The organism is Methylobacterium platani, assembly GCF_001653715.1.
Classification (GTDB): domain Bacteria; phylum Pseudomonadota; class Alphaproteobacteria; order Rhizobiales; family Beijerinckiaceae; genus Methylobacterium; species Methylobacterium platani.
In genome coordinates this window covers 23029-45720 of sequence record NZ_LWHQ01000035.1, presented here as the reverse complement: position 1 = coordinate 45720, position 22692 = coordinate 23029, and the positions used below count along the sequence as shown (strand labels likewise).

Genomic DNA, 22692 nt, shown 5'->3' with positions numbered 1-22692 from the left:
GGGTTGCCGAACCGGGCACCCGGCGACACCTAGGGCCTACGCCGCCTCACGAGGGAGCAGGCCCCGGCATGCGCAGCCTGTTCGTCCTGATGAGCATCGCGGTGGCGCTCGGCTTCGTCGTCAGCGGCCTCATCAACGGCCTCGACGACCGGGCGCTCGCCCGCAGCGAGCGCGAGGCGCAGAGGCGGGTCGGGGTCGCGGTGGCGGACCATGCCCGGCGGCTCGGCCTGTCGCCGGACTGGGTCGCCTATTGCCGGGCCGAGACGCGGCGCAAGCTCGCGACCTACCCGAAGGACGGCTCGATCCCGTTCGGCCTGCGCTATTCGAGCGCCGGCACCGAGGAGGTCGAGCGGGCGATCCGCGAGCGCGAGACCTACGAGCGCCAGGACCAGATCCTATGCCTCACCCAGCTGCCGGCGGCCTTGCGCGACGGCGCCGCGCCGTGAGCCGGCACTACAATCCGTAGCGGGCGAAGGCGGCGCGCTCGTCGAGGACGGCGAGCGCGCCCTCGATCGCCGCGATCCCGACCGCCCCCGGCTCGCGCCGGCGCAGCAGCCGGGCGACGAGGCCGCCGCGCGCCGGCTCGACGAGGGTCAGGCGGACCTTGTCGCCGAAGCGCTCCCGCAGCACCGAGCGGACGTCGCCGTGGCCGTCGACGAGGCCGAGCGCCAGGCCCTGGCGGCCGGTCCAGACCGCGCCGGAGAACAGCTCGTCGGGATCGCCCTTCAGGCCCGGCCGGCGGCTGCGGACGAGCTCGGTGAACATCGCCTGCACGTCGGCCTGGATGGTCCTGAGGCGCGCGACGTCGTCCGGGTTCTCGGGCCGGAACGGGTCGAGCATCGCCTTGGCCTTGCCGGCGGTGTGGACCCGGCGCTCGACGCCGAGGCGCTCGATCAGCCCGGTGAAGCCGAAGCCCGCCGAGACCACGCCGATCGAGCCGACGAGGGAGGACGGATCGCAGAAGATCTCGTCGGCCGCGCAGGCGATCATGTAGCCGCCCGACGCCGCGACATCCTCCACGAAGGCGAGGACCGGCACGCCGGCCTCGGCGGAGAGCGCCCGGATGCGGCGGAAGATCAGGTGCGACTGCGCCGCCGAGCCGCCGGGCGAGTTGACGACCAGGGCCACCGCCCGGATGCCCTTCATGCCGAAGGCCCGCTCCAGGGCCGGCGCGCAGGCGCCGAGCGACAGGCCGGCCCGCAGGGGCGACACCGCCCCGATGGCCCCGCTCAGGCGCACGACCGGCACCACCGGGTGGCGGCGGGTCCAGGCGGCGGGCAGGAGGGCGCGCAGGGCGGCGAAGGGCCGGAACGGCATGGCGGGGCGGGATCTCCGATGATGCCCGACAGGTACGCGCACCGCCCTGCCCCGGCAAGCGAGCCCCGGGGGCCTTGCAGGCACGGACCACACCCGGCGCGGTGCAAGCCCCGGGCCGGGATACCTGGGAAGGGGTCGGACCGGATCCTGCAAGTCGACCCCAAGTTTTTCGCGTCCGTCGATTGAAGCGGGGCCGGGCGGGTCTAGATGGGCCGCCAGCGCCCCTCGGTCGTCCGGCGGTCGTCCGGCGGGCGTCCCGCCGGCCACGCGGCCGGCGGGAGCGAGCCTCGTTGCCCGCGGCGCCATCGCCGTCGCGGTCCCTGTCGCAGCCGGGGCGCCGGCGGCAGAGTGCCGCGCCGCCCGAGGGAGATCGATCACATGCGCGCCCTTCGATGGATCAGCCTGGTCCTGACGCTCCTCGTCGCCGGGATCGGGCTCGGCACCAGCCGCAGCTCCGCCGCCGCCCTGCCGACCGCCGGCGCCCTCGCGACCGGGGCCGGCACCGCCGCCCCCCTGGTCGAGACGACCTATTACTACCGCCGCCACTACCGCTACCGGCCCTACCGCCGCTATTACGGCTACCGCCCCTATCGGCGCCACTACTACCGGCCGTATTACCGCCACGCCTACCGTCCGTACTATCGCCGCTACTATCGGCCCGCTTACCGTCCCTACTATCGGCCGTATTACCGCCGGATCTACGGCCCGCGCTTCTACTTCTAGTCCGCGCCCCTGGACGGGGATCCCGTGACGGCGAAGCCGGGCGACAGGCCCGGCTTCGCGCTCCGGACACCGTCGACCGGCCCTGTCCTCGATTCCATTCCGCCATTTACCTACGGTTAAGCGCTAAAAGCCGAAGATCGCCGCACGAACGGACCAGACCCTGGCTTCGAGATCGGGAGAGCGCGCGGCTCTCCCCGCCGTCATCGCCGGCGAGATGGCGGACATCGTGCGCCGCGGGAGATGGGGAGATGGACGTACTCGTCGTCGACGACAGCCGGACGATGCTCGCCCGGATGAAGCGGCTGCTGGAGCACGACCGGCAGGCCGTCGCCGCAACCTTCCAGGACCCGGGCGCGGCCCTCGACGAGGCGCGGATGCGCGCCTTCGACCTGGTGCTGGTCGACTACACCATGCCGGAGATGGACGGCGTCGCGGTCATCCGCGCGCTGCGGGCGATCGAGCACTACGCCCAGGTGCCGATCGTGATGATCACCAGCGAGGTGAGCGACGCGGTCCGCCTCGCCGCCCTCGATGCGGGCGCCACGGACTTCCTCGACAAGAAGCTCGGCCGCGTCGAGCTGAGCGTCCGCCTGCGCAACCTCGTGCGGCTCGCCACCGCCGTGCGCCGTCTCGACGACCAGGCCTCCTGGCTCGCCGGCGAGGTCGAGAAGGCGGTGCGGACCCTGCGCGAGCGCGAGGCCGAGATCATCTTCCGGCTCTCCCTCGCGGTGGAGTACCGGGACAACGACACCGGCGACCACACCTGGCGCGTCGCCCGCTACAGCCAGATCATGGCCGAGGCCCTCGGGCTCGACGCCGACCTGTGCCGCCGCGTCTACCTGGCGGCCCCGCTGCACGATGTCGGCAAGGTGGCGATCCCCGACGGCGTGCTGCTCAAGCCCGGCCGCCTCGACGCGGAGGAATTCGCGCTGATCCGCACCCACGCGGCGATCGGCCAGCGGATCCTCGGCGGCAGCAACTGCGCGCTGATCGGCCTGGCGGCGTCGATCGCCGAATCCCATCACGAGCGCTGGGACGGCGGCGGCTACCCGGCCGGCCTGTCCGGCGAGGCGATCCCCCTGGCGGCGCGGATCGTCGCGGTGGCCGACGTGTTCGACGCGCTGACGACCCAGCGCCCGTACAAGGCGGCGATGCCCCTCGACGAGGCGCGGGCCTGCATCGAGGCGGAGAGCGGCCGCCACTTCGACCCGGCCTGCGTCGCGGCCTTCCTGTCGCGCTGGGACGATATCGTGGCGGTCGGCGCCACCGCCTCGACGCGCCTGCGCGACATCCCGTTCCGGATCGAGCCCTGGGCCCGGGTGCCGGCCCTGCCCCGGGAGGTGCCCGCGGAGGCGGCGGCCGGTCCGGGCCGCTCCGCGGTGCCGGAGGACGCGGCCGCGTAAGGCAGGCCGCTCGGGATGCCGGAGGACGCGGCCGCACAAGGCGGGCCGCTATGGGGTTCCGGAGGACGCGGCCGGCGCCGGCAGCACCGGAAGCCAGCCGGCGCCCTCCTCCACCAGGAAGTCCCAGAACGCCTGGCCGGCGGGGCTCAGCACCTTGTCGGCCCGGCGGACCGCGAACCAGTCGCGGCGGATCGGCAGGCCCTCGACGTCGAGGAGCACCAGGCGTCCGTCCGCCACCTCGGCCGCCACGGTGTGGCCCGAGATCAGCGCGATGCCCAGGCCCGCCATCACGGTCTGCTTGATGGTCTCGTTCGAGCCGCTGTCGACGCCGATGCGGGCGCGCCGGATAAGCAGGCCGGTCATGAACTCCTCGAACACCGTGCGGGTGCCCGAACCGTATTCCCGCACCAGGAACGGCTCCTCGGCCAGTTCCTCCCGGGTCAGGCCGCGCCGCCCGGCGAGGCGGTGGCCGGGGGCGGCGATCACCACCAGGGGATGGAGGCCGAAGGCCTCGGCGGCGATCGGGAAGTCCCGCGGCGGCCGTCCCATCAGCGCGAGGTCGACCCGGTAGTCGCGCAAGGAATCGACGGTGGCGCCGCGATTGCCGACCACGAGGTCGATCTCGACCCCCGGATGGGCGTCGGCGAAACCGCCGACGATGCGGGGAGCGAAGTACTTCGCGGTCGAGACCACGCCGAGCGAGACGCGGCCGCCGCGGCCGCCGCGCAGGGTCCGCAGCCGCTCGGTGCAGGTCTCGAGCACGGTGCCGATGCTGTCGATCGCCCAGAGCAGCTCGCGGCCCGCATCGGTGGGCTTGAGCCCCGCATGGGTGCGATCGAACAGGAGGAGGCCGATCTCATCCTCGAGCCCCTTGATCCGCGCCGTGAGTGCCGCCGGGGTGACGTTGAGCTCCTGCGCGGCCCGGGTCATGGTGCCGAGCCGCGCGATCGCCGCGACGGCGTGGAGCTGCTTGAGGGAGAGGTTGCGTATCCGGTCCTGAGCCATGCGCCTCTCGTGTGCCTGCGCGTCTCTCGTGCCTGCGCGTCTCTCGTGCCCGAGCGTCCCGGGCGGTCCGCTCCTCCGACGTCGCGAACGGGACCGATCCTGCCCCGGCGATGGCGACGGGCAGGTGTCGCCAGCACCGTTACCGTCGCCGGACAATGCCCCCTCGCCGCCCGATCCGACAGCGCCGCCGCGGCGGACGCATCCCGTACTTCGGGACGGGGTGACGGCCCCCCCGGCCGGCGCCTAAGCTGCGGGCGAGCGAAGACGACCGGCAGGCGACCACGGGCAGGCCTGACGGTCGGGCGTTCCCGGGAATCGCACATGCTTCTGAGCGTTCGCATCGATGCGCCCCCGCCACGGCGCCAGCCGGCCGCCGGCCCGGTGCTCGCCGCCCTGGCGGCGGCGGCGGCGGCGACCGCCGGCCTGATCGCGACGGCGACGCCCCGGGACCCCGGGATCGCCGCCCGCCGCATCTTCGCGGAGGCCCTGCGGGAGGCCGAGGTCGCGGCGATCGCCTGGCGCGACGGCGAGCGGCCCGAGCCGCGCGTGGCCGGGGCCGCCCTGGTCCTCGCCCTCGCCCCGCTCGAGGGCGCGGACGACCTCGACGGCGGGATGCCCGCCGGCACCCTGTTCTCCCTGCGCCCCGCCGGGCCGGACCCGGAGGCGGCCTTCCTGGCCCCCGGCCGGACGCAGGTGGCGGCGGGCTTCGTCACCTACGGGCCGCGCACCCTCCTGACCCTCACCGACGGCACCGCGACCACGACCCGGATCCTCGATCCGCGCAGCGGCGTCTTCGGGCCGCCCGCGGCGCTGCGGGTGCCGGAGGCGGATCCCCGCCTCGGCGCGGACACGCGGGAGACGAGGTCGCGGGATCCGGGACCGCGGGCCGGGCGTGCCTGCGCGTGCCTCGCCGCCTGCGCCCAGCGGGTCCTGGCCCGCGGCGGGCTGCATCTCTGCCCGGGGGAGACCCGGCGCGGCCGGGAGGACGGGATCCGGCTCGTCCACGAGGCGGCGCCGGTCGCGCTGGCGATCGAGGCCGCCGGCGGCGCCGCCACGGACGGGCGCGGCCGCGCGATCCTCGATCTCGCCGCCGCCGATCTCGGCCGCGCCACCTCCCTGGCCTTCGGGGGACCCCGCGAGGTGGCCGAGCTGTCGCGCCGCCTCGCGGCGGACCGCGATGCCGGCGGCTCGCCGCTCTTCGGCAGCCGCGGGCTGCTGCGGGCCTGAACGGCGGTGTCGGCGCTCCATCCCATCGTGTCGGTGACCGGGTCGTCGGGCTCCGGCACTACCTCGGTGCGCAACACCTTCGAGCAGATCTTCCGCCGCGAGGGCGTCGAGGCGGTGTTCATCGAGGGCGACGCCTTCCATGCCCTCGACCGGGCGCAGATGCGCGAGGCGGAGGCGCGGGAGCCGACCCTGAGCCATTTCGGCGAGCGGGCGAACCTGCTGCCCGAGCTCGAGGCGGTGTTCCGCGAATACGGCGCTTCGGGTCGCGGCCGCACCCGTCACTACGTCCACGATGCCGAGGACGCCGCGCGCTGGAGCGCCGAGCCCGGCACCTTCACGCCGTGGGAGGCGTTTCCCGAGAGGTCCGACCTGCTGTTCTACGAGGGCCTGCACGGGGCGCTCGCCAACGAGCGCATCGACATCGCCGCCCATGCCGACCTCAAGATCGGGGTGGTGCCGGTGATCAACCTCGAGTGGATCCAGAAGCTCCACCGCGACAAGGCCGCCCGGGGCTACTCGATCGAGGCGGTGACCGACGTGATCCTGCGCCGGATGCCCGACTACGTCACCACGATCTGCCCGCAATTCACCAACACCGACATCAACTTCCAGCGCATCCCGACGGTCGACACCTCGAACCCGTTCGTCGCCCGCTGGATCCCGACCGCCGACGAATCGATGGTGGTGATCCGCTTCCGCGACCCGCGGAGCATCGACTTCCCCTACCTGATCTCGATGATCGCCGGCAGCTTCATGTCGCGGGCGAACTCGGTGGTGATCCCCGGCGGCAAGCTCGACCTCGCGATGCAGCTGATCCTGACGCCGATGATCCTGCGGCTCGTCGAGCGCCGGCGCCACCTGCTGTAGCACGGGCGCCGGCGCCGCAGGGGCCGCGCCGTCCCCAGGCTCGGCTTGTGCTCGGGACAGGATGGCGTAAGAGTCCGGCCATCCGACGTGCCTCGGGGAAGACGGCACCCTGACGAAGGCACCCTGGGGAAGGCGCCCCGCATGGCGAGGGCCCCGGTGCGTGGCGAGTGACCATGGCGAGTGACGGGTCGATCCGTGAGGCGCACGAGGCCGCGACCGGCCGGGCGGAGCTGCCGTACCGGCTGCGCCAGCAGGCGTTGCTGGGCGCCTTCGCCCGGATGGCGCTGCAGACCCGCGACCTCGACGCGCTGCTGCAGCGCGCCAGCGAGTTGTGCGCCGAGGGCCTCGGCGCCGCGTGCTGCCAGGTGCTCGAATACCGCGCCCGCGACCACGCCTTCGTGATCCGGGCCTGCACCGGCCTCGCCTCCGACCTCGTCGGGACCGACGTCACGGCGGCCGACGAGGCGACGCCGGCCTCCTACGCCTTCCGCACCGGCGCCGGCGTGCTGGCCAACGGCATCCAGGTCAGGACCGGGCCGGGCGCGGCCGAGCCGGACGGCGCGCGCCTGCACCTGCCGGAGGCCCTCGCCCATCTGCCCGCGGCCCTCGTCGCCGCCGGGACCTGCCACGCGGTCAACGTGCCGATCGCGCTCGGCGACGAGAGTCGGCGCGCCTACGGCGTGCTGGAGGCCTGGGGGAGCGAGGGCCACGGCTTCGACCGGGCCGACCAGGAATTCCTCGCCGGCTTCTCCGGGCTGATCGGCATCGCGGTCGAGCGCCACCAGGGCGACGCGCGCCTGCGCGACGCCCTCGACCATCAGGTCCAGCTGACCCGGGAGATGAGCCACCGGGTCAAGAACAGCCTCGGCGTGGTGGCGGGCCTGCTGCGCCTCCAGGCCCGGGACGCCCAGTCCGACGAGGTGCGCCACGCCCTCGAGGATGCCGGCGCGCGCATCGCCACGGTGGCGGAGGTGCACGACCATCTCTGGCGCGGCATCCACCAGCTCGGCATGGTCGACCTCGCGGATTTCCTGCGCGAGCTGGTGGCCAAGCTGCAGGAGGAGGCGCCGGGCCACCGGCTCGCCTGCGAGGCCGACCCGAAGGTGATCAGCGCCGACCAGGCGATCCCGATCGGGCTCGTGGTCACGGAACTCGTGACCAACGCGGTCAAGCACGCCTATCCGCAGGGGACCGGGCCGGTGCGGGTGACGCTCGCGGTGCGGGGCGAAGGCCTGCACCTCGCCGTCAGCGACGACGGCGTCGGCCTGCCGCCGGGCTTCGACGTCTCGATGCGCCAGCGCTCGCTCGGCCTCAAGATCATCGCCAGCCTGATCCGCCAGCTCGATGGCCGGCTGAGCATCGCGGGCGGCGCGCCCGGCGCGCATTTCGCGCTGGATATTCCGCTGGTCTGAGCGACCGGTCGACGTGGGCCTCTGATGTCGCGGAGGATCTTTCCCCCGCTCCGCGACCTCGTCCCGAGGTCAGAGCGTAGACATCCCTGATTATGCCGCCCGGACCGATCGCGCCGGGGCGGGGCTCTCCTTCGCCACCGCCGGCAGCGCGTCCATCACCCGGGTCGCCGGGAAGGTCACGATCACCTCGGTGCCCTCGCGCGGGCGCGACTTCAGCTGGAAGCCGCCGCCGTGGAGGTCGACGAGGCCCTTGACGATCGGCAGGCCGAGGCCGGAGCCCTGCTCGGCGGTCTTGATCGCCAGCGAGCCGCGGCCGAACGAGGACATCACGGTCGGGATCTCGTCCTCGGGGATGCCCGGGCCGGTATCCTTCACGCTGACATACTGGCCGCCCGACGAGGTCCAGCCGACCTTGATGACGATCTCGCCCCCCGGCGGGGTGAACTTGACGGCGTTCGACAGCACGTTGAGCACGATCTGGCGCAGGGCCCGCTCGTCGGCCCAGAGCCGCGGCAGGGTCGGGTCGATCAATTCGCGGAAGGTCTGGTTCTTGGCCCGCGCCCGCAGGGCCATCATGTGCCGGCTCTCCTCGACCACGTAGGCGAGCGCCAGGGCCTCCTCGTTCAGCTCGTAGCGCCCGGCCTCGATCCGCGAGAGGTCCAGGATCTCGTTGATGAGGTTGAGCAGGTGCAGGCCGCTGTCGTGGATGTCGGTCGAGTATTCCTGGTAGGAGGCCGAGGAATGCGGGCCGAACACCTCGTTCTTCATCACCTCCGAGAAGCCCAGGATGGCGTTGAGCGGCGTGCGCAGCTCGTGGCTCATGGTGGCGAGGAAGCGCGACTTGGCGAGGTTGGCCTCCTCGGCGCGCCGGCGCGCCTCGTCGGAATTGGCCTTGGCCTGCTCCAGTTCTCCGAAGATCGCGTCCTTCTCGGCCCGCGACTGCAGCGCCGAGACCGTCGAGCCGTGCAGGTGGTTCGACAGGAACAGGAAGAACACCTGCGCGCAGACCGCCATGGCGACGAGCAGGACGGATTCCGCCTCGCGCGACAGGCACAGGAGCGCCGCGGTGGCGGCGCTGAGCGGCAGGAGCCCGGCATAGGCCGCGAGCGGCACCGTGGCGGCGAGCATCGTGGTCACGGCGGCCACGATGACGAGGACGAACATCACGAAGGTGCGGGCGTTGGCGGCGTCGACCTTCACCAGCATCAGGGCGAGCAGCGCCCAGGCGACACTCTGCACCGCCTCGCCCAGGATCACCCGCCGGCGCGAGGCGCTCAGCGAGATCGCGTCCGGGTCCTGCCGCAGGAGCGAGCGCGACAGGGCGGTGTTGCCGGCGATCGCCACCAGCACGCCGGCGCACCAGGCGCCGCCGAGCAGGGACGGCGCCCAGAACACCGACGCCGCGGCGATGCAGCAGGCCAGCACCACCTGGGGCAGGAAGGCGCCGAGCCGGTACTGGGCGTAGACGCGCAGGAGCTCGTAGTCGAAGGCGCGCTCGAGCCCGATCGAGGAGGTCAGCCGCTCGCGGGCGGAGCGGACGTCCCGCGCGACCTTGCGCCGCCGGGCCGTCTCCTCCGCCGTCGGGCCGCGCCCGCGCTGGACCATTTGCGCCGTGACTTCGGACATCGCGATCGGATCGTACCGCTCCCTGGGCATCATTCCGCCGGCCGGCCCGGGAGAGGCTGGTCGAAATTCGTTAAGGTCCCCCTGCCGGAACCCCACGAATGCGACGCAAACCCCCGTCCCGCCCTGCCGCTGCGGCACGCGAGGACGGGTGCGCTGGCGCACATCGGCCCCGCTTGCCGGCGGTACAGGAGCAGCCGCACACAAGCGGGCCTGGAACCGTTCCAGCCTCTCGTCGGAAGCGCACGATGACGAAGCTCACCCTCAACGGCCGGACCTACGAGGTCGAGGCCGATCCCGAGATGCCGCTCCTCTGGGCGATCCGCGACCACCTCAACCTCACCGGCACGAAGTACGGCTGCGGCATCGCGCAGTGCGGCGCCTGCACGGTCCATCTCGACGGGCAGCCGGTGCGCTCGTGCCAGACCCGCCTCGGCGACGTCGGCGAGGCCAGGATCACCACGATCGAGGGGATCTCGGGGCCGGTCGCCGAGGCGGTCCGGACGGCCTGGCGCAGCCTCGACGTGGTGCAGTGCGGCTACTGCCAGTCGGGCCAGATGATGTCGGCGATCGGCCTCCTGTCGGAGAACAGGACGCCGAGCGACGCCGACATCGACGCCGCCATGGACGGCAACGTCTGCCGCTGCGGCACCTACCAGCGCATCCGCGCGGCGATCCACGACGCCGCCCGCTCCCTCGCCTGATCGGGACGCCGCCATGCTCAACCGCAGATTCACGACGCGCGACGCCGCCGTCGCCTCCCGCCGCGCCTTCCTGGGCGGCTCGGCCGCCGTCGCCGGCGCCCTGGTGATCGGCCTCACCCTCGACCCGAAGGGCGCCCGCGCCGCCGCCGGCCCCGACCTGTCGAAGGCCCCGGCGAAGCCGAACGCCTTCGTGCGCATCGCCGCCGACGACACCGTGACGGTGGTGATCAAGCACCTCGACATGGGCCAGGGCAACACGACGGGGCTCGCCACCATCGTGGCGGAGGAGCTCGACGCCGACTGGGCGCAGATGCACGCGGTCTTCGCCCCCGCCGATGCCAGCCTCTACAACAACCTCGCCTTCGGGCCGATCCAGGGCACCGGCGGCTCGACCGCGGTGGCGAATTCCTGGATCCAGCTGCGCAAGGCGGGGGCGGCCGCCCGCGCCATGCTGGTCGCGGCTGCCGCCCAGGAGTGGAAGGTTCCCGCCGGCGAGATCACGGTCGACAAGGGCGTGCTGCGCCACGCGAGCGGGAAGGAGAGCCGGTTCGGGGCGTTCGCCGCCAAGGCCGCCCTGCAGGCGATCCCCGAGAACCCGGCGCTGAAGGATCCTGCCGCCTTCCGGCTGATCGGCACGAAACTGCCCCGGCTCGATTCGAAGGAGAAGACCGACGGCAGCGCGCGTTACGCCCTCGACGTGCGCCGGCCGAACCAGCTCACGGCGCTCGTCGCCCGCGCGCCGCGCTTCGGCGCGACGCTGCAATCGGTCGACGACACGGCCGCGAAGGCGGTGCCGGGGGTGGTGCAGATCGTGCGCATCCCGAGCGGCGTCGCGGTGGTGGCGCGTGACACCTGGTCGGCGATGAAGGGCCGCGAGGCCCTGACGCTCGCCTGGGACGATGCCGGCGCCGAGCGTCAGTCGACGGAATCGCAAGCTGCGGCCTACAAGGCGCTGGCCGACAAGCCGGGCCTCGTCGCCTCGAAGAGCGGCGATGCGGCCGGCGCCATCAAGGGCGCCGCCAAGGTGCTGGAAGCGGAGTTCAGCTTCCCCTACCTGGCGCACGCGCCGATGGAGCCGCTCAACGCCACGATCGAGCGGGCCGGGGACGGCTCCTACGACATCTATGCCGGCTCGCAGTTCCAGACGATCGAGCAGGCGGTGGCGGCGGGCATCCTCGGCACCACCGCCGACAAGGTCCGCATCACCACCCTGTGGGCCGGCGGCTCGTTCGGCCGGCGCGCCACGGCTTCCGCCGACTACATCGCGGAGGCCGCCGCGATCCTGAAGGCGACGGGCGAGACGGCCCCGATCCACCTCGTCTGGACCCGCGAGGACGACATCACCGGCGGCTATTACCGCCCCGCCGCCTATCACCGCATCCGCGCCGGCCTCGACGCCAAGGGGGCGATCACCGGCTGGGAGCACCGCATCGTCGGCAAGTCGATCATCATCGGCACGCCCCTCGAGGCGATGATGGTGAAGGACGGGGTCGACGCCACCACCGTCGAGGGCGCGTCCGACACGCCCTACGCGCTGCCGGCCTACCGGTTCGAAGTCCACAACGCCCGCGAGGGCGTGCCGGTGCTGTGGTGGCGCTCGGTCGGGCACTCGCACACCGCGCAGGCGATGGAGGTGTTCATCGACGAGCTGGCGCACGCCGCCGGCCAGGACCCGGTCGCCTACCGGCTCGGCCTGCTCAAACAGGCGCCGCGGCTCTCCGCCGCGCTGACGCTGGCGGCCGAGAAGGCGGGCTGGAGCGCCCGCGAGACGAAGCCCGGTCGCGGCTACGGCGTCGCCGCGCACGAGTCCTTCGGCTCCTACGTGGCGATGGTGGCCGACGTGACGGCGCAGGCCGGCAAGGTGAAGGTGAACCGGATCGTGGCGGCGGTCGATGTCGGCGTCGCGGTGAACCCGGACATCATCCGGGCCCAGGTCGAGGGCGCGGTCGGCTTCGCGCTCTCGGCGGTCCTGCGCAACAGGATCACCTTCAAGGACGGCGAGGTGCAGGAGAAGAACTTCGACGCCTACGAGCCGACCCGGATGAGCGAGATGCCGAAGGTCGAGGTCCACATCGTGCCCTCGGCCGCCGCCCCCACCGGCATCGGCGAGCCGGGCGTCCCGGTGCTGGGTCCCGCGATCGCGAACGCGGTCTTCTCCGCCACCGGCCAGCGCCTGCGCTCGCTGCCCCTCGACCTCGCGGCACTCCGCGGCGTGTGATCGCGCCTCACGGCGCCTGGCGGCGTGTGATCGCGCACCACACGCTTAACCTCCGCCCTATATGAGGAGCATGACTTCCAGTTTTGGACCCGAGACGACTTCAGGGTGCGGCGAGAGCCGCACCCTTTTTTCGTCCGCACCGGATTTCGCCGAGACGGCCGGGCGGGTGCGCGCCTGCCGGCTCTGCCGCGAGGCGCCCCGCCACGGCCCTCCCCTGCCGGTCGAGCCGCGGCCGATCGTCCAGGGCACGTCGCGGGCCCGGATCTGCATCGCCAGCCAGGCCCCGGGCAACCGGGCGTTCCAGAGCGGAGTGCCGTTCCAGGATCCCTCCGGCAAGCGCCTGCGCGAGTGGCTCGGCCTCGGCGAACCGGCCTTCTACGACCCCGACCTCGTCGCGATCGTGCCGATGGGCGCCTGCTTTCCCGGCCACGACGCCAAGGGCGGCGACCTGCCGCCGCGGCGCGAATGCGCCGAGACCTGGCGGGCGCCGCTGCTCGCCGGGCTGCCGGACCTCGAACTGGTCCTGCTGATCGGGCAATACGCGCAGGCCTGGCATCTCGGCCGCCGGCCCGGCGGCCTCACCAGCACGGTGGCGCGCTGGCGCGAGATCGTCTCGGAGCCCCGGCGCCCGCGCCTGCTGCCGCTGCCGCACCCGTCGTGGCGCAACACGCCGTGGCTCAGGAAGCATCCGTGGTTCGAGGCCGAGCTGTTGCCGGTGCTGCGGGAGGAGGTGGCGCGGCTGGCCCGGGAGGTCGGCCGGGGGCATCGGCAGGATGACCGGCGCCCAGATGTCGAAGGAGAACGGCGGCGGCCCGTCACATGACGGCGGTGCTTCGGCGTGCATCAGCATCTGCCGTCGCGTCCTTGACTCTCCGATTCGAAACCCTATGTTACGCTCAGTTGCAAAGAGCATGCTGACTCGGGACCCTGCGTCACGTACCCGGGTCGCCAGGGCAACCAGATGTGCAGGCATCTGCTGACGGGACATTAAGTTGGGCACCAACCCCTCGGAGCTAAGGTGCCGCTTCTACCGTCGAAATTCCCGAATTAAAGGCTTGTGAGGCATAAGCTTCGTGAGCCTTTTTTCCATTCTACGTGGGGCGCAGGCGCCGCCACTCAAGGCACCTCGACTTTACCGATGCGCGTTCCATGCGGATTCTTGCCGCTGTACGCCGTAACGATGCTGTAGCAAGGCCCGATCTGCCCGTGCGGCTGATGCTGCAGAATCGCCATTCCTGTCGAACTACGGACGACCGTGAGCCTGGTGTCACGCATCCGGGTAAATTCACAGTAAATCGGCGCACCCGGGACAATGATCGATGCAACGTAATGCACGACATCACTTTCGGCATCGAACCCGGCAGAGATGGTCTCTTTTTGTGCCGTTGCCAAATATGGGCAGCTCCAAAACCTCCTTGACCGTAACGACCTTGCCTCAAAACAATACGATCAGCGGGAATGAGAATCTTTCCTACGGTTTTTTCGAGAACCTTGCCAAAGAAATTAGTCCCATTGGTTGGGTGCGGGATGAGCGTGTTAGACATTGCGCAAGTGGCTCGACGAGTCACCCTTTCATACGCCGGACTGGGCAAGACGCGCGATATATTCCTTTTTTCCGGTTCGGCGTTTGACTGGAGCGGCATCGCGGCGTGGCGGATCCCTGCCTGATCGTGCTTCCTGTCGGCCGACGCCATGCGCTTGGCACATGATGCAGCCAGATTCCGCCATTGGCGTTCGCTCGGCCCTACCGCACTCCGGTGAACCGCATCGGTTTCGGAAAACAGGTTCAAAGGTGGTGCCGACAGCCCGATACCGGCCCTCCGCCCGATGTGACGCCCTGTCCTGGCGGGGATCGTATGGCGCACCGCACTTGATTCCGGGCCGCGCTCCCCCGATGGGAGCATATGCAGCATACGTACGGAGGTCCCGTGCCCGAGCCCATCAGCCCCCGCGACCGCCTGATCGTCGCCCTCGACATGGCGAGCACCGACGAGGCCGAGCGCCTGATCGCGCGGATCGGCGACGCCGCGAGCTTCTACAAGATCGGCTACCGCCTCGGTTACGCCGGCGGCCTGACCCTCGCCGAGCGGCTGGTCCGGGGCGGCCACAAGGTGTTCCTCGACCTCAAGCTCCACGACATCGGCAACACGGTCGAGGAGGGCGTGCAGTCGCTCGCCGGGATCGGCGCCACCTTCCTCACCGTGCACGCCTATCCCCAGACCATGCGGGCGGCGGCGAGCGGGCGCGACAAGGCGGGCAGCGGCCTGAAGATCCTCGGCGTCACGGTGCTGACCTCCTACGACGATGCCGACGCGCGCGAGGCCGGCTACGCGCTCCCCGTCACCGACCTCGTCGCCGCGCGCGCCGCGGCGGCCAAGGATATCGGCATCGACGGCATCGTCTGCTCGGCGGCGGAGGCCGCGCAGGTGCGGGCGGTGATCGGGCCCGACCGCCTGATCGTGACACCGGGCATCCGCCCGGCCGGTGCCGCGATCGGCGACCAGAAGCGGGTCGTGACTCCGGCCGAGGCGATGCGCGTCGGCGTCGACCACGTCGTGGTCGGCCGGCCGATCACCGGGGCCGCCGACCCGCGCGACGTCGCCCGCCGCATCGTCGACGAGATGGCGGCGGCGCTCTAGAACCCACGGACGACAACGGGAGGAGCCGCATGGCGAAGGGATACTGGATCGGGCGCGTCGACGTCTCGAAGCCGGAGGCCTACAAGAACTACGTCGCCGCCAACGGCGTCGCCTTTGCCAGGTTCGGCGGGCGCTTCCTGGTGCGCGGCGGCAGCTTCGAGGCGGTCAGCGGCACGAGCCGCGCCCGCAACGTGGTGATCGAGTTCCCGAGCTACGACCAGGCCCTCGCCTGCTGGCACTCGCCCGAGTACCAGGCCGCCCGCGCCAAGCAGGAGGGCGGGGCCGAGATCGACCTCGTGGTGATCGAGGGCTACGACGGCGCGCAGCCCGGCGAGGGCTGATACCGTTTCCGGACGATCCCTTCCGGAAACGGTATCACCAGCCGGCGCGGCGGAGCCGCAGGCTCCGCACGCCTGAGCGAAGCCGAAATCCGCATTGCGAAGCAATCAATCGGATTTCGCAATCAATCGGATTTTGGATGAGGCGGGCCGGCGGCTCCCGGTCCGGGAGCCGCCGTGAATCCGCCCCGCCGCTCAGTCGCGGTCGAGGACCTCCTTCGAGGCGACGGTGGTGTCGTCCTTCAGGTGGTAGACCAGCGGCACGCCGGTATGGAGCTCGAGGCCCGGGATCGTCTCCGTGGTGAGCCCGTCGAGCACCATCACCAGGGCGCGCAGCGAGTTGCCGTGCGCGGCGACGAGCACGCGCTCGCCGCGCATCACCCGGGGCAGGATCTCCCGCATCGTGTAGGGCAGCACCCGGGCCACGGTGTCCTTCAGGCTCTCGCCGCCGGGCGGGGGCACGTCGTAGGAGCGGCGCCAGACATGGACCTGCTCCTCGCCCCACCTGGCGCGGGCATCGTCCTTGTTGAGGCCCGACAGGTCGCCGTAGTCGCGCTCGTTGAGGGCGGCGTCGGCGTGGGTCGGCAGGCCTGACTGGCCGAGCTCCTCCAGGATCAGCGCGCAGGTGCGCTGGGCCCGCGAGAGGTCCGAGGTGAAGGCGACGTCGAACTGCACGCCCTTCGCCTTGAGCCGCCGCCCGGCCGCGCGCGCCTCCTCGACGCCGAGCTCGGTGAGCCCCGGGTCCTTCCAGCCGGTGAACAGGTTCTTCAGGTTCCACTCGCTCTGGCCGTGGCGCGCGAGGACGAGAAGACGCTCCATGATGGGTATCGCTCCGTTTCGTGGGGAAATCTTACAGGCCGAGCACGTCGTCCATGCCGTAGAAGCCGGGCTCGCGGCCCAGCGCCCAGAGGGCGGCCTTGACGGCGCCGGCGGCGAACAGGCCGCGGTCGCTGGCGAGGTGGGTGAGTTCGATGCGCTCGCCGGCGCCGGCGAAGATCACGCTGTGCTCGCCGACCACGCTGCCGCCGCGCAGGGTGGCGAAGCCGATGCTGCCGGGCTCGCGCGGGCCGGTATGGCCGTCGCGCACCGCGACCTTGCGCTCGGACAGGGCGACGCCCCGCCCCTCCGCCGCGGCCTCGCCGAGGAGGAGCGCGGTACCGGAGGGCGCGTCCACCTTGTGGCGGTGGTGCATCTCCAGGATCTCGATGTCGTACTCGTCGCCGAGGGTGGCGGCGACCTTGCGCACCAGGCCGGCCAGCAGGTTGACGCCGAGCGACATGTTGCCGGACTGCACGATGCGGGCGTGGAACGCCGCCGCCTCGAGCTTGGAGACATCGTCCGGCGACAGGCCGGTGGTGCCGACCACGTGGACGATGCGGGCCTGGGCGGCGAGCTCGGCGTAGAACACCGTCGCGGCCGGGGCGGTGAAGTCGAGGACGCCGTCGGCCTCGGCGAAGGCGGGCAGCGGATCGTCGGTGACCGGGACGCCGAGGGGCGACAGGCCCGCGAGCACGCCCGCATCCTGGCCGAGCGCGGGCGAGCCCTCGCGCTCGATCGCCGCGGACAGCGTGCAGCCCTCGGTCTCGGCCACGGCCTGGATCAGCATCCGCCCCATGCGCCCGGAGGCGCCGACGACGACGAGACGCATGGCTGTCATGCTCCTGGTGCCGGCGGCCCGCGACCGCCCCGGGGCCTCGTACAGGGGCCGGCGGGTGCTGCCAAGGCGCCGGGAGAAAAGCGGGCACGGGCGAGGGGGATATGCGCGGGACTGCGAAGGCCCCATCTTCCTTTTCGCAATGCAGCATGGCGCCGGAGATCCCATGACCTTTCGGTTCGTCCCAGGGCGCACGACCCGGCGCGCCGCCTCCGGCGCGGTCAGGATCCTGCGCGCAACCGCCAAGGCAACCGCCAAGGCGACGGCAACCGCGACCGCGAACGCCGCCGCGGCACGCCGGACCGGCGCGCTGATGCGCGAGGGCGCCGAGGCGCTGAAGCCCGACGCGCCGGCCCCCGCGCCGCCGGGCCGCTTCGTCGAGGTCGACGGGATCCGGGTCCATGCCATCGTCCGCGGCCGGGGCCGGCCGGTGGTGCTGATCCACGGCAACGGCACGATGGCGGAGGACTTCGTCATCTGCGGGCTGGTCGAGCAGTTGGCCAGATCCTACCGGGTGATCGCGATCGACCGGCCCGGCTTCGGCCATACCGAGCGGCCGCGGCACCGGATCTGGACCGCCGCCGCGCAGGCGCGGCTCGTCGCCCACGTCCTCGCGGCGCTCAAGGTCGAGCGGCCGGTGGTGGTCGGGCATTCCTGGGGCACCCTCGTCGCGCTGGCCCTGGCGCTCCGCGACGACCCCGATTCGGCCCTCGACCTGCGCGGGCTGGTGCTGCTCTCCGGCTACTACTATCCGGGTCGGCGGGCCGACGTGGCGATGATCGCGCCGCTCGCCGTCCCCGGTCTCGGCGACGCGGCGCGGGCCCTGGTGCCGGGCGCGGTCGGCCGGGCGCTGGCGCCGCAGGTCTTCCGCCACGTGTTCAGCCCGCAGCCCGTGCCGGCACGGTTCACCGCGCGCTTTCCCGTCGCGCTGTCGCTCTCGGCCACGCAAGGCCGGGCGAGCGCCGAGGACACCGCGAGCATGAACGCCGCCGTCGCCCTGATGCAGGGACGCTACGCGGCGTTACGCCTGCCGGTGGCGATCCTGTCGGGCGACGCGGACGCGGTCGTGAGCCCGCAGGAGCAATCCTGCCGCCTGCACGCGGCGGTGGCCGGCAGCACCCTGACCCTGCTGCCGGGCCAGGGCCACATGATCCACTACTCGGCCAAGGCCCGGATCCTGCGGGCGATCGGGGCCCAGATGGCGCTTACGGGCCGGACCCTGTCCTGGCATTCGCGATGAGCGGGCCCAGCACGTCGGTGACGCCGGTGAGCGTGATCTGGGTGCCGACGCACAGGAGCAGGAAGGCGGCGAGCCGCCCGAGCACCCGCGCCCGGGCATGGCCGAGCCGCTCGACCAGCCGGTCGGCGAAGGCGTAGGCGAGCAGGATCAGCACGGCGATGACCAGGGAGGCCGCGGACGCCCCGGCGAGGTAGGCGAGCCGGTCGGTGCCGCCGTCCGGCCGGCCGGCGCCGAGCGCGATCGCCACCGCGATGGTGCCGGGCCCGGTGGTGAAGGGCAGCGTCAGGGGAAAGAACGCGATCTCGGCGAGCGCGGTCGGTTCGGGCCCGTCCTCGCTGCCCTGGACCGGCTCGGCCTGCGCGGTCTTGCGTGCCTCGCGCTGCTCGGGCGCGGCGAGCAGGGTCCAGGCCTGCGCCGCCACCACGAGGCCGCCGGCGATGCGCAGCGCCGAGAGCGAGATGCCGAAGAAGCTGAGCACCGAGGCCCCGGCCCAGAGCGAGACCAGCATCACGGCGGCCGCGTAGACGCCGATGCGGCGGGCGAGCCAGGTGCGCTCGGCGTGGCTCCGGCCCGCGGTCACCTGCGCGAAGATCAGCGCCGAGCCGGGCGGGTTGACGATCGAGAACAGGGCCGAGAAGGCGAGAAGGAAGCTCTGCAGCGCGGCGTCCGCGCCCGGGAACGGCATCAGGCGCCCCCCGGGACGGGGGCGGGCACCGGCACCGGCGCCAGCACCCGGGCGCGCAGGCGCGAGGCCTTGCGGGCCTGGACGGCGACCGGACGGTGGAGCTGCTTCGTCGCCTCGACCACGTGCAGCCCGGCGAAGGGCAGCGACAGGCCGGTGCCGACCCGCTCCCAGGCGCTCGCGGTGCGCAGGGTCAGCCAGCCCTCCACCGGGGGCACGTACAGGGTCTCGGCCCAGTCCTCCGGCAGGAACAGCGTCTCGCGCATCAGCCGGCCGAGCTGCGAGCGGCTGTAGGGCTGGCCGTGGCCGAACGGTGTGGCGTCCCGCCGCGCCCACAGGCCGCGGCGGTTCGGCACCGCGACGATCAGCCGGCCGCCGGGGGTGAGCACGCGCCAGACCTCCTGCATCAGCTCGGCCGGGCTCTCCACCGCCTCGATGGCGTGGATCAGCAGGACCCGGTCGAGGGCGGCGTCGGGCAGGGGCATCATCGTCGGATCGACGAGGCAGGAGGCGGAGCGACCGGAGCCGGGCCAGTTCGTCACCCCTTGCGCCGCCGGCATGAAGGCGAGCGTCCGCTCGGCGGCGTGGCGGACCGGGCCGAGATACGGCACGGCGTAGCCGAGGCCCATCACCCGCAGGCCCGAGACCGAGCCGAGCATGCGGTGGACCGTGCGGCCGACGAGCCGCTGCGCCACCGCCCCGAGGGGGCTGGCGTAGAAGGCGCGCAGGTCGGTGACGTCGACGCTCATCGGTGCTCGGGGACATGGGGGCCATCGCGGCCATCAATGGGGAGTGGCGCGAAGCGCGGCAAGGCGTCAACCCGCAACGCCGCCCGCGCGCTCCCCGCTATTTGCCGGCGCACCTCGCGAGGGCGGCGGCGACGCCCTATCTCCCGCGCCGTGAGGTTGTTCGAGGAAGCGCCGCCATGCCCGAGATCCGTCCGGAGATCCGCACCTTTCCGTGCCGGAGCGACAATATCGGCGTGCTGATGCGCGACCCTGCGACCGGCGCCTGCGCGGCGATCGACGTGCCGGAGGCGGCGGCCGTCCTGCGCGCCCTCGACGAGACCGGCTGGCGCCTCACCGACATCCTGGTCACCCACCGCCACGGCGACCACGTCGAGGGCATCCCGGAGGTCAAGGCGCGCACCAACGCCCGGGTGACGGCACCCGCCAAGGCCGGCAGCGCCGTGCCGCAGGTCGACGCCACCGTGCGCGAGGGCGACGTGGTGACGGTGGGCTCGCTCGCCGCGGCGGTGTGGGAGACGCCGGGCCATTGCGACGACCACGTCACCTACTGGTTCGAGGAGGCGGGGATCGCGTTCGCCGGCGACACCCTGTTCACCCTCGGCTGCGGCCGGGTGCTCGAGGGCCCGCCCCAGGTGCTGTGGCGCTCGCTGTCGCGCTTCCTGCCCCTGCCCGACGAGACCGTGATCTATTCCGGCCACGACTACGTGCTGTCGAATGCCCGCTTCGCGCTCGCCGCCGAGCCGGAGAACGGCAACCTGAAGTCCCGGGCGCTCCTCGCGGAGAAGGCCCGGGCCGACGGCCGCTTCCTGGTGCCGACGACGCTCGGCGAGGAGAAGGCCACCAACCCGTTCCTGCGCGCGACCGAGCCGGGGCTCGCCCGGGCGGTCGGGATGGAGCCCGGCGCCGATCCGGCGGCGGTGTTCACGGCCTTGCGCGAGTGGAAGAACCGGTTCTGAGCACGATGAACGCGCTGACAGCCGCCGAGGTCGTGCGCCTGCTCGACCTCAAGCCCCATCCGGAGGGCGGGCATTACCGCGAGACGTTCCGCGATCCCCGCGAGATCGACGGGCGCCCGGCCTCGACGGCGATCTACTACCTCCTCGACATCGGCGAGACCTCGGAATGGCACCGGGTCGACGCCACCGAGGTCTGGCTGTGGCATGCCGGGGCGCCGATGGTGATCACCACCAGCCCCAACGGCCACGACGCCGAGGCGCGCCACCTCGGCCCCGACCTCGCCCGGGGCCACCGGCCGCAGATCGTGGTGCCGGCCGGCCACTGGCAGACCGCCACCAGCCTCGGCGCCTGGACCCTGGTGAGCTGCACCGTGGCGCCGGGCTTTCGCTTCGAGGGCTTCGAGATGGCACCGCCGGACTGGCGGCCGATGCCGCGGGGATAGCGGGCGTCATCCCGGGCGAGACCCGCGACGGATGGAACGGCTGGAGCGGGCGCCATCGGCGGCGGGTCGATGCCCGCGCCGATGGGCCCGCTCAGTCCCCTGCAACCCGAAGTTCCTGTGATCGTCGCATTTTTGCAGCAGGCAGGCCGGCCGGCATCGTCTCTAAGCGAAGAGATACCGGAGCCGTGCATCCCCGAGGCCGTCGCGCGACCATGACCGGACACACCAAGCCGATCCGGCGCCTGGCGGCGGGCCTGCTGCTCGTTCTCGCGGGTCCGGGGCCCGCCCGGGCCGACTCCCGCGGACAGCCTCGGGCGGACCGGAACGGCATGCCCGATTCCGGCACCCGCAAGCCGGAGACGTCCGATCCGAGCAAAGGCGAGAAGGATGTCGATACCGAGCACCTGTTCGGCTTCACCGAGGGCGCCGATGCCGGCGAGAAGGGGGAGCAGGAAGCGGTCATCGATACCGTCACGCGCGTCGGCAAGCGCAAGGACGGGCCCGGCTCGTCGACCTACCGGGTGTTCGACACGCGGTTGGCGTATCAGTTCAACCCGATCGACAAGCTGAGCATCGAGCTCAGCGCGTTCGGCACGCTGCGGCGCCAGCGCACCATCCTGGATCTGGACGACAAGTCCTACGGCACCTTCGACGGCACCTCCCTGGAGGTGAAGTACCAGTTCCTGAAAGGGTCGAAGGAGCAGCCGCTGGGGCTCGCCCTGGAGGTGCGCCCACGCTTCACGCGCATCCTGCCGGTCGAGGGCAACGGCGCCGACATCTTCGACATCGAGAGCCTGCTTCAGCTCGACGTTCAGGTCGTGCCGGACACGCTCTGGTACGGCAGCAACATCAGCTTCGAACCGGCTGCCGGTCGCCGGCGGGGCGGCGGCCCGGGCTACCGCTCCTCGACATTCCTGTGGTCGAACGCCCTCGTGGCACGCATAGGGGAGAACACCTACCTGGGTCCCGAGGTGCGCTACCTGCGCGGCTACGACGGGACCTTCCTGAACCGGCTGGAGAGCGAAGCGCTCACCGTCGGGCCGGCCCTGCATCACCGGTTCACCGAGAAGACGTGGGTGACGGTGGCGTATGCGGGGCAGGTCTGGGGCCGCGACGCCGACCCGGCCCTGGCGGGCCGCGCCCTCGGGCTGAACCAGTTCGAGCGGCACAACGTCCGGGTCAAGTTCGGCATGGAGTTCTGACGGACGAGGGACCGCCTCCCTGCCTGCGGCCTCGCATGACGGCTTCAAGGCGCGCTCGCCGCCGCGACGGAGCCCGGTAGAGCGCTCGCCTCGAAACCGCGCGCGCCGCGGCCGAGACACGGCGTGACGGCACCTGCCAGGCCGAGGATCGCGCCCGCGAGGTGGGCGACGCGCGAGCCCCCCGGAATCAGGGCGGAGAACGGCACGATCCGCAGCGACCAGGGCAGGATGGCCCGTGAGCCGATCAGGGTGGCGTTGGGGGTCGCTCGTGGCAACGAACCGACCACGGG

The 22692-nt window shown here is 72.3% G+C and carries 24 protein-coding genes; 15 read left to right on the top strand and 9 right to left on the bottom strand.

Annotated elements, in window-relative coordinates:
- The first annotated feature begins 68 nt into the window (after positions 1 to 68).
- The gene (locus A5481_RS17570; protein ID WP_048437074.1) at positions 69 to 446 is read left to right on the top strand and encodes a hypothetical protein; all 378 of its coding nucleotides are present in this window, start codon (positions 69 to 71) and stop codon (positions 444 to 446) included.
- A gap of 7 nt (positions 447 to 453) precedes the next feature.
- Here A5481_RS17570 and A5481_RS17565 read toward each other — a convergent pair whose 3' ends face one another.
- Positions 454 to 1317, bottom strand: coding sequence for a S49 family peptidase (locus A5481_RS17565; protein ID WP_048437073.1), 864 nt, complete (start codon positions 1315 to 1317; stop codon positions 454 to 456).
- 378 nt (positions 1318 to 1695) lie between these two features.
- Between A5481_RS17565 and A5481_RS17560 the strand changes: the two genes are divergently transcribed.
- Together A5481_RS17560 and A5481_RS17555 are read left to right on the top strand one after the other, a co-directional pair.
- Entirely contained in the window at positions 1696 to 2040 is a 345-nt protein-coding gene (locus tag A5481_RS17560) for a hypothetical protein (protein WP_245239186.1), read from the top strand.
- Between the two features lie 248 nt (positions 2041 to 2288).
- Positions 2289 to 3443, top strand: coding sequence for an HD domain-containing phosphohydrolase (locus A5481_RS17555; protein WP_048437072.1), 1155 nt, complete (start codon positions 2289 to 2291; stop codon positions 3441 to 3443).
- A 48-nt stretch (positions 3444 to 3491) separates the two neighbouring features.
- Here the strand turns inward: A5481_RS17555 and A5481_RS17550 are convergent, their stop codons facing one another.
- Positions 3492 to 4433, bottom strand: coding sequence for a LysR family transcriptional regulator (locus tag A5481_RS17550; RefSeq protein ID WP_048437076.1), 942 nt, complete (start codon positions 4431 to 4433; stop codon positions 3492 to 3494).
- Positions 4434 to 4769: 336 nt separating this feature from the next.
- Between A5481_RS17550 and A5481_RS17545 the strand changes: the two genes are divergently transcribed.
- The 3 genes from A5481_RS17545 to A5481_RS17535 all read left to right on the top strand — a co-directional run bounded on the left by A5481_RS17545 (position 4770) and on the right by A5481_RS17535 (position 7954).
- Positions 4770 to 5675 carry a hypothetical protein gene (locus tag A5481_RS17545; protein WP_048437071.1) on the top strand — a complete coding sequence of 302 codons (906 nt, stop codon included), beginning with the start codon at positions 4770 to 4772 and terminating at the stop codon, positions 5673 to 5675.
- Between the two features lie 6 nt (positions 5676 to 5681).
- Positions 5682 to 6542, top strand: coding sequence for a phosphoribulokinase (locus A5481_RS17540; protein WP_048437070.1), 861 nt, complete (start codon positions 5682 to 5684; stop codon positions 6540 to 6542).
- Between the two features lie 173 nt (positions 6543 to 6715).
- Complete coding sequence (locus tag A5481_RS17535) at positions 6716 to 7954, top strand: sensor histidine kinase (protein ID WP_048437069.1); 1239 nt, start codon at positions 6716 to 6718, stop codon at positions 7952 to 7954.
- A gap of 90 nt (positions 7955 to 8044) precedes the next feature.
- Here A5481_RS17535 and A5481_RS17530 read toward each other — a convergent pair whose 3' ends face one another.
- The gene (locus A5481_RS17530; RefSeq protein ID WP_048437075.1) at positions 8045 to 9580 is read right to left on the bottom strand and encodes a sensor histidine kinase; all 1536 of its coding nucleotides are present in this window, start codon (positions 9578 to 9580) and stop codon (positions 8045 to 8047) included.
- A 245-nt stretch (positions 9581 to 9825) separates the two neighbouring features.
- Here A5481_RS17530 and A5481_RS17525 point away from each other — a divergent pair, with 245 nt between their 5' ends.
- The 3 genes from A5481_RS17525 (at position 9826) to A5481_RS17515 (ending at position 13322) form a co-directional block, all read left to right on the top strand.
- On the top strand, positions 9826 to 10281 hold the full coding sequence (locus A5481_RS17525) for a (2Fe-2S)-binding protein (RefSeq protein ID WP_048437068.1): 456 nt from the start codon (positions 9826 to 9828) through the stop codon (positions 10279 to 10281).
- Between the two features lie 13 nt (positions 10282 to 10294).
- Positions 10295 to 12499 (top strand): xanthine dehydrogenase family protein molybdopterin-binding subunit, encoded by a 2205-nt coding sequence (locus A5481_RS17520; RefSeq protein WP_048437067.1) that lies wholly within the window; start codon positions 10295 to 10297, stop codon positions 12497 to 12499.
- A 70-nt stretch (positions 12500 to 12569) separates the two neighbouring features.
- Positions 12570 to 13322 (top strand): uracil-DNA glycosylase family protein, encoded by a 753-nt coding sequence (locus A5481_RS17515; protein ID WP_064504089.1) that lies wholly within the window; start codon positions 12570 to 12572, stop codon positions 13320 to 13322.
- 293 nt (positions 13323 to 13615) lie between these two features.
- On the opposite strand, the gene A5481_RS33660 is transcribed toward A5481_RS17515, so the two are convergent.
- Positions 13616 to 13891: a hypothetical protein gene (locus A5481_RS33660; RefSeq protein ID WP_156312135.1), complete on the bottom strand. Its 276-nt coding sequence runs from the start codon at positions 13889 to 13891 to the stop codon at positions 13616 to 13618.
- 536 nt (positions 13892 to 14427) lie between these two features.
- Between A5481_RS33660 and pyrF the strand changes: the two genes are divergently transcribed.
- On the top strand, positions 14428 to 15138 hold the full coding sequence (gene pyrF, locus A5481_RS17510; RefSeq protein WP_048437065.1) for an orotidine-5'-phosphate decarboxylase: 711 nt from the start codon (positions 14428 to 14430) through the stop codon (positions 15136 to 15138).
- 29 nt (positions 15139 to 15167) lie between these two features.
- Positions 15168 to 15479 (top strand): DUF1330 domain-containing protein, encoded by a 312-nt coding sequence (locus tag A5481_RS17505; RefSeq protein WP_048437064.1) that lies wholly within the window; start codon positions 15168 to 15170, stop codon positions 15477 to 15479.
- Positions 15480 to 15671: 192 nt separating this feature from the next.
- Here the strand turns inward: A5481_RS17505 and A5481_RS17500 are convergent, their stop codons facing one another.
- Together A5481_RS17500 and dapB are read right to left on the bottom strand one after the other, a co-directional pair.
- Positions 15672 to 16295, bottom strand: a complete 624-nt coding sequence (locus A5481_RS17500) for a 2,3-bisphosphoglycerate-dependent phosphoglycerate mutase (protein ID WP_048434814.1) — start codon at positions 16293 to 16295, stop codon at positions 15672 to 15674.
- A 31-nt stretch (positions 16296 to 16326) separates the two neighbouring features.
- Positions 16327 to 17124 (bottom strand): 4-hydroxy-tetrahydrodipicolinate reductase, encoded by a 798-nt coding sequence (dapB, locus tag A5481_RS17495; protein ID WP_048434815.1) that lies wholly within the window; start codon positions 17122 to 17124, stop codon positions 16327 to 16329.
- Between the two features lie 172 nt (positions 17125 to 17296).
- Between dapB and A5481_RS17490 the strand changes: the two genes are divergently transcribed.
- Complete coding sequence (locus A5481_RS17490; protein ID WP_048434816.1) at positions 17297 to 18370, top strand: alpha/beta fold hydrolase; 1074 nt, start codon at positions 17297 to 17299, stop codon at positions 18368 to 18370.
- On the opposite strand, the gene A5481_RS17485 is transcribed toward A5481_RS17490, so the two are convergent.
- Together A5481_RS17485 and A5481_RS17480 are read right to left on the bottom strand one after the other, a co-directional pair.
- Positions 18336 to 19058, bottom strand: coding sequence for a MarC family protein (locus A5481_RS17485; protein ID WP_048434821.1), 723 nt, complete (start codon positions 19056 to 19058; stop codon positions 18336 to 18338). The genes A5481_RS17490 and A5481_RS17485 overlap by 35 nt on opposite strands.
- Positions 19055 to 19801, bottom strand: coding sequence for a class I SAM-dependent methyltransferase (locus tag A5481_RS17480; RefSeq protein WP_048434817.1), 747 nt, complete (start codon positions 19799 to 19801; stop codon positions 19055 to 19057). The genes A5481_RS17485 and A5481_RS17480 overlap by 4 nt, the downstream gene beginning before the upstream one ends.
- 176 nt (positions 19802 to 19977) lie before the next feature.
- Here A5481_RS17480 and gloB point away from each other — a divergent pair, with 176 nt between their 5' ends.
- The 3 genes from gloB to A5481_RS17465 all read left to right on the top strand — a co-directional run bounded on the left by gloB (position 19978) and on the right by A5481_RS17465 (position 22402).
- Positions 19978 to 20757 carry a hydroxyacylglutathione hydrolase gene (gene gloB, locus A5481_RS17475; RefSeq protein ID WP_048434818.1) on the top strand — a complete coding sequence of 260 codons (780 nt, stop codon included), beginning with the start codon at positions 19978 to 19980 and terminating at the stop codon, positions 20755 to 20757.
- Between the two features lie 5 nt (positions 20758 to 20762).
- A complete protein-coding gene (locus tag A5481_RS17470; protein WP_048434819.1) occupies positions 20763 to 21200 on the top strand; it encodes a cupin domain-containing protein in 438 nt (145 codons plus the stop codon).
- A 329-nt stretch (positions 21201 to 21529) separates the two neighbouring features.
- Positions 21530 to 22402: a hypothetical protein gene (locus tag A5481_RS17465; RefSeq protein ID WP_245238914.1), complete on the top strand. Its 873-nt coding sequence runs from the start codon at positions 21530 to 21532 to the stop codon at positions 22400 to 22402.
- A gap of 44 nt (positions 22403 to 22446) precedes the next feature.
- Here the strand turns inward: A5481_RS17465 and A5481_RS33655 are convergent, their stop codons facing one another.
- Positions 22447 to 22677, bottom strand: coding sequence for a hypothetical protein (locus A5481_RS33655; protein WP_156311902.1), 231 nt, complete (start codon positions 22675 to 22677; stop codon positions 22447 to 22449).
- Between the last annotated feature and the right edge of the window lie 15 nt (positions 22678 to 22692).